The following is a 4,969-nucleotide window of genomic DNA, read 5'->3' as shown; positions in this document are numbered from 1 at the left end:
AAAAAGAATTTTTAAACGTTAATTCAACTCACCCTGCTATTTTTAAAACTTTTGAAATCAAAAAAATTAAAGCCTACAAAGGAAATAAGATAGGATCTCTGCAAATTTATTTTGAAGAAAATATACCTTCAATTACCTTAGATAATTGGTTAGAGAAATAATACCTAACAATTTAGGAGGCAATTATCATGCAACTCAAAGAAACCTTTACAATAAAGGAATTATCTGAATTATTTGAAATAAGTAGGCAAGCAATCTCTAAACATGTTGATAAATTAGACCCGTCCTTATTAGCTAAAAATGAGCGTGGTTATAAGGTTGTATTACGTTCTGGAGTATTGCAACTTGCTAGCAACTTAGGTAACCAAAGGTTACTAGATAGGTTGCAGGAGTATGAAAAAGACAACGATAAAAACATTTATATATCAAGCAAAAACGTGGTTGTAAACGAGTTGCTAGATAAGTTGCGTGAAGAAAATGAATTTTTACGAGAACAACTTTCCCTTAAAGAGCAAAATAATTCTAATATGCAAAAATTACTCGACCAGCAACAACAGCTCACCCTACAGGCAAATCAACAGATCGAAAAACTGCAAGAACAGTTACAATTAGCTTATACGGAAGAAACTCCAGAAGATGAATCAACTACTATTCTTTCTGAAGAAACAGAATCGATAGAAAAACACACAAAAAAGAAGAAGCAAAAATGGTGGCAGCTTTGGAAATAACTGGAGGGAACATTCATGACAAGAAAAAATCTTCTATTCGGTTCTATTTTACTAGGAATTCTAGGATTCAGTCCGATGTTATTGTCAGTGATCAATAAAGGGAATAAACATGGTGAATTGAAATTGAATCCAAATTATTACAACAGTCCTAACGAAGAATTGTTTGTAAAAGAGACGGATAAATAATAAAAAAGACTGCTCTTCCGAGCAGCTAGTTAAAAAAATAATGAGAGTTTATTCTTGAAAAAGCAGCGCGCTTATGAAGCGCTACCAAAAATTTACCATATTTTACAAAAAATAACAAGTCTTTAAAAAATGACAGATAAAAATGCACAAAGAATTAGATATAGATAACCGCGAAAAATCAAGCTTTAGAAAGTCGCTTTTAGCTAGACCAATTAAAAATCACAAAGTGAGCGTCTCTATCCATTGGTAGAGGCACTACTTGGCATAGTGTACATTATGTCTACTAGCTCTTAATATAACTATTTATAATTTAATTTAAACGATTATGAACTTAAAATAATCATTGAAGAAATATAATTCAAAATCAGATATCATCATTGTACAATATTAGGGTACTATTATTTGATAAAAGGATTAACTAATGACTGTAGGAAGTACTTTGAAATATCATAGAAAAAAAGCAAATTTATCTCAAATTGAACTTGCACATAAATTACATGTAAGTCGTCAATCTATATCTAGTTGGGAAAACGATCATTCTTATCCTTCTTTAGATAATTTAATAGCTTTATCTAGAATTTATCAAACGTCTATAGAAGACTTATTAAAAGATAATGAATCATTAAGAAATAGGTTATCTGTCCATTATGATCAACTATTAGAATGTGAGCAAAAAATATATCAAATACAAACTCAAGTAGATAATTTAAACCAAGATTTAAACTATGATAAAGAAGATGAATTTTTATTTTGTATTACTTTAATATTTATAAGTATAACTCTAGCTCCTTTAGGACTTGTTATTCCTATTATTTACTTTATTAATAAAAAGAAAAAAAGAAAGAAGAGATTATTTGAAAAAGATAGCTGAAAAAAAATGGTTCTATTGGATTATTGCTTTTGTTATACTTTTATTTTATATACTTTTCTATATCACTAAAAAAAATGTTTTCTTAATAGCTTTTCTTGTATCATGGATTAGTTTTACCCTTTATGGTTTTTATCTAATTCTACATGAACTTAATAAAAAATCCGATTAGTTTTAACTAATCGGATTTTTTATTAAAATACTAAAGTCATAATAGCTGCAGTTACAATGTTTGCTACATTTTTACTCATGCCAACTTTTCTACATGCATTATATACAGCATCTTGAATTGTACCAGTCGCATTTTCGATAAAACTTAAAAGAGTATCTAGCCCTGTATGTGCCGCAATATATCTTTTAACTGATTTAGGTAATTTATTATATCCCTTTCTAATAGCCTTTACTGCCCAAGTAAATTTTCCTCTTTCTTTATGTTGTTCTTTACTATTTAGAACCATTCCTTCTTGAATATAAACAGGATTATTTAAATTGTCATGATAGTTTATAATATCTGCTTCTGAAAAACCTAAATTTCTCAATTCATTATCGCTCAAACCTTTAAATTGATCATTTTCTACAGAGACATTTTTAATTTCATCTGCTTGTACAATTGTTGTTCCCACAGGAATTGTAGCAGATAATAAAGTAATAGTTGCTAATCCAACAGTAATAAATTTAGCATGTTTCATAATTGTTTCACTCCTAGAAATATTTTGTATAAAAATTACAAAATTATCTTATCTAGCTTATTAAATAAATAAAAGAAATTTTAACTTTACATAGCTTTACATATATATTATTAATTTATATTTTTTTAATAACCATTATGTCTACTAATTGTTAAAATAACACATTTTATAAAACAAACCCTCTTGACGGTTCTGTTGCAAAGTTTTAAATCTACTATCAAATAAGGTAGAATAATAGAAAAAGATAGCAGGAGGAATGACGATGAATCATTTTAAAGGAAAGCAATTTCAGCAGGATGTGATTATTGTAGCCGTGGGCTACTATCTTCGTTATAACCTTAGCTATCGTGAAGTTCAAGAAATCTTATATGATCGTGGCATTAACGTTTCTCATACGACGATTTATCGTTGGGTGCAAGAATACCCTTTTCTCTTCGCAACTTCTACTAACTTTTTCTGTATTTCTATCTCTACGTCACGTATTTTCATGTCTCTTTTAGTCACATCGTCACATCCGTTCTATTTACACTTTTGTTATTTTATTCCTCTTCTTATTGAGTCAGTTCTTAGCACTCACTTAAACGTTCCTGTTTGTTGTATGAGCATAAGGGGAAATGGGGGACACACAAGGTGTCCCGCCTTGCAGTGCAAGGCTTTCCCATGGGCCCCAAAATTACAGTTTGTCACCCCAAATTCGCCCCTTTTCGCCCTATTTCCGCCCCAACTGTCGCCCTGTTTTCGCCCCAATCTAAAAAGGGATTAATTTGTTTTTTCACTCTGTGCTTATCGGTTCTTTTCAATCAGTTTTTGACGTTTTTCTTCTAACGATTTTTTGGTCAATTTTTTTCATTTCTTCTGTTAATTCTTCGATTGTTTTATCCGCTTCATTTCTAGTTTTTAAAGTCTGTTCAATCTGTTCTTGAGTCATTTCAATTACATGCTTTAAAACGAGAAATCAACGAATTGGAACGTGAGAAAACAGAATTTAAAAGTGATAGTATTCGTTTAAGAAATGGATTGGTTACACTGTATAACGAGGGCAAAATCTCAATGGAGGACTTATGCAAACCATTGACAGAACAAGAAAAATGAGCGATTGGGATTGAAGTAGAGGAACCTGACTATGAATGGGATTATTTTGAACGAACAACTATACAAAAAGAACTCGAAGGTCCTAGCATGGGGATATAAGGCTTTATTTTTCGTTTTAACAACCTTTAATTCGATTGGTATATATTTATACCTAAAACAACCTAAAACGTCTTAAATCGAAAATTAAGCGGGTTATATAGCGTTCTGACAGATGATTGTTCTTTGGGTTTGAATTTAGAGAAAAGATACAAGAGATTTCAGCAAAAATAGAATTAGAGATTGCCTTTGGGTTGTTAGGGCTTGCCCTGACCGCCTGTAAGGCGTTTTAGGAACTAGATAAGGGATTTGTTCTAAATCTGTCTCAAAACGACTTAGACAAGTTCTTAGAGCCTCACAAAGTTCTCTTTGAACAACGGTTTTGGCAAAGGAGCCTTTAGGCGACTGCGCAGTACAATGTGAGAGCATAGCGATCACACCTTTTTAGCGACCGTAGGGAGCAAGTTTTCCAGTTTAGAAAAATTCGCGAACCTGTTTGAGTAAAAAGTAGTAGTTTTTTAGGCGGGAAATTAAATGTGCTCTTAAGATATACTGTTAGATATACTGTTAGATATACTGTTAATAATAACTGTTAGGTATTAGCAACCTCATGGGAGAGTAAGTATTGACATAGGTAGTGGGGGATAAATTGTCACACTATGGGGGATAAATTGTCACACTATGGGGGATAAATTGTCACACTATGGGGGATAAATTGTCACACTATGGGGGATAAATTGTATTTTACATCCTCTTATGTCTGTGATAACCTAATTTATTGAGGTGATTTTTATTGAGTAACGATATAGTTCGATATAATAATGGATTAAATTCTGTCCCTTTAAGAAAATTTACTCCTATAGATATGGATTTATTTTGGGGAATATGTTCTAAAATGAAAAGAAAAGGTACAAAAGAAGAAATTTTTACATTTAAACAAATAAAAGAATTAATTGATTACAATATAAATGCACGTGGCGACCGTTTTGCTAATGATTTAATAAAAATGTCAAAAAAAATCATTACTTTGTCTTTTATTTATGAAGACGAAAAAACATATGAGCAATTAAATCTGTTTCAAAAATTTAAAATTGATAAAGTGAATGAAACATTATTAATAAAGGTTTCTGAAGAATTTGAATATATACTTAATTCAATCGGAACTAATTTTACTCGTTTCGAATTAGAAAATATGACAAACTTAAAGAGTAGCTACGTTAAAGAGTTATATCGCCAACTTATGGCTCATAAAAACAGAAGATCTAAAAAAGGTCACTGGTTTGTAAAAATAGAAGATTTTAGAGCTCTATTAGCAATACCAGAAAGTTATCGTATGAGAGATATTGATAAACAAATTTTTGCCCAAGCGA

6 protein-coding genes and 2 pseudogenes are annotated in these 4,969 nt (G+C 30.7%); 6 read left to right on the top strand and 2 right to left on the bottom strand.

The features are described 5' to 3' along the window. The 4 genes and pseudogenes from IGI47_RS14075 to IGI47_RS14060 form a co-directional block, all read left to right on the top strand. Positions 1–161 (top strand): annotated as a pseudogene (locus IGI47_RS14075) (replication initiation protein); the annotation flags it as partial. A 27-nt stretch (positions 162–188) separates the two neighbouring features. Beyond that, positions 189–728: a DUF536 domain-containing protein gene (locus IGI47_RS14070; RefSeq protein ID WP_104661986.1), complete on the top strand. Its 540-nt coding sequence runs from the start codon at positions 189–191 to the stop codon at positions 726–728. Positions 729–743: 15 nt separating this feature from the next. Continuing rightward, positions 744–914 carry a hypothetical protein gene (locus IGI47_RS14065; RefSeq protein ID WP_002292472.1) on the top strand — a complete coding sequence of 57 codons (171 nt, stop codon included), beginning with the start codon at positions 744–746 and terminating at the stop codon, positions 912–914. 421 nt (positions 915–1,335) lie between these two features. Next, a complete protein-coding gene (locus IGI47_RS14060; protein ID WP_065305724.1) occupies positions 1,336–1,785 on the top strand; it encodes a helix-turn-helix transcriptional regulator in 450 nt (149 codons plus the stop codon). 191 nt (positions 1,786–1,976) lie between these two features. On the opposite strand, the gene IGI47_RS14055 is transcribed toward IGI47_RS14060, so the two are convergent. Then, positions 1,977–2,471 carry a hypothetical protein gene (locus IGI47_RS14055; protein ID WP_065305726.1) on the bottom strand — a complete coding sequence of 165 codons (495 nt, stop codon included), beginning with the start codon at positions 2,469–2,471 and terminating at the stop codon, positions 1,977–1,979. A 262-nt stretch (positions 2,472–2,733) separates the two neighbouring features. Between IGI47_RS14055 and IGI47_RS14050 the strand changes: the two are divergent. Then, positions 2,734–2,895: pseudogene (locus tag IGI47_RS14050) on the top strand (IS6 family transposase); the annotation flags it as partial. A gap of 372 nt (positions 2,896–3,267) precedes the next feature. Here the strand turns inward: IGI47_RS14050 and IGI47_RS14045 are convergent. Beyond that, positions 3,268–3,399 carry a hypothetical protein gene (locus IGI47_RS14045; protein ID WP_438784566.1) on the bottom strand — a complete coding sequence of 44 codons (132 nt, stop codon included), beginning with the start codon at positions 3,397–3,399 and terminating at the stop codon, positions 3,268–3,270. Between the two features lie 993 nt (positions 3,400–4,392). Between IGI47_RS14045 and IGI47_RS14040 the strand changes: the two genes are divergently transcribed. Then, positions 4,393–4,969 (top strand): replication initiation protein (locus tag IGI47_RS14040; protein ID WP_438784565.1); only part of this gene is annotated, 577 nt, incomplete at its 3' end.

Source organism: Enterococcus sp. AZ191, from assembly GCF_051713845.1.
GTDB lineage: Bacteria > Bacillota > Bacilli > Lactobacillales > Enterococcaceae > Enterococcus_B > Enterococcus_B durans.
The sequence above is the reverse complement of the archived record's forward strand: the minus strand, read 5'-3'. Positions and strand labels throughout refer to the sequence as shown.

Excerpts from the sequence above, each read along its gene's own strand:
- IGI47_RS14070 (WP_104661986.1), top strand. The coding sequence starts at position 189 with ATGCAACTCAAAGAAACCTTTACAATAAAGGAATTATCTGAATTATTT.
- IGI47_RS14065 (WP_002292472.1), top strand. The coding sequence starts at position 744 with ATGACAAGAAAAAATCTTCTATTCGGTTCTATTTTACTAGGAATTCTA.
- IGI47_RS14060 (WP_065305724.1), top strand. The coding sequence starts at position 1,336 with ATGACTGTAGGAAGTACTTTGAAATATCATAGAAAAAAAGCAAATTTA.
- IGI47_RS14055 (WP_065305726.1), bottom strand. The coding sequence starts at position 2,471 with ATGAAACATGCTAAATTTATTACTGTTGGATTAGCAACTATTACTTTA.
- IGI47_RS14045 (WP_438784566.1), bottom strand. The coding sequence starts at position 3,399 with ATGACTCAAGAACAGATTGAACAGACTTTAAAAACTAGAAATGAAGCG.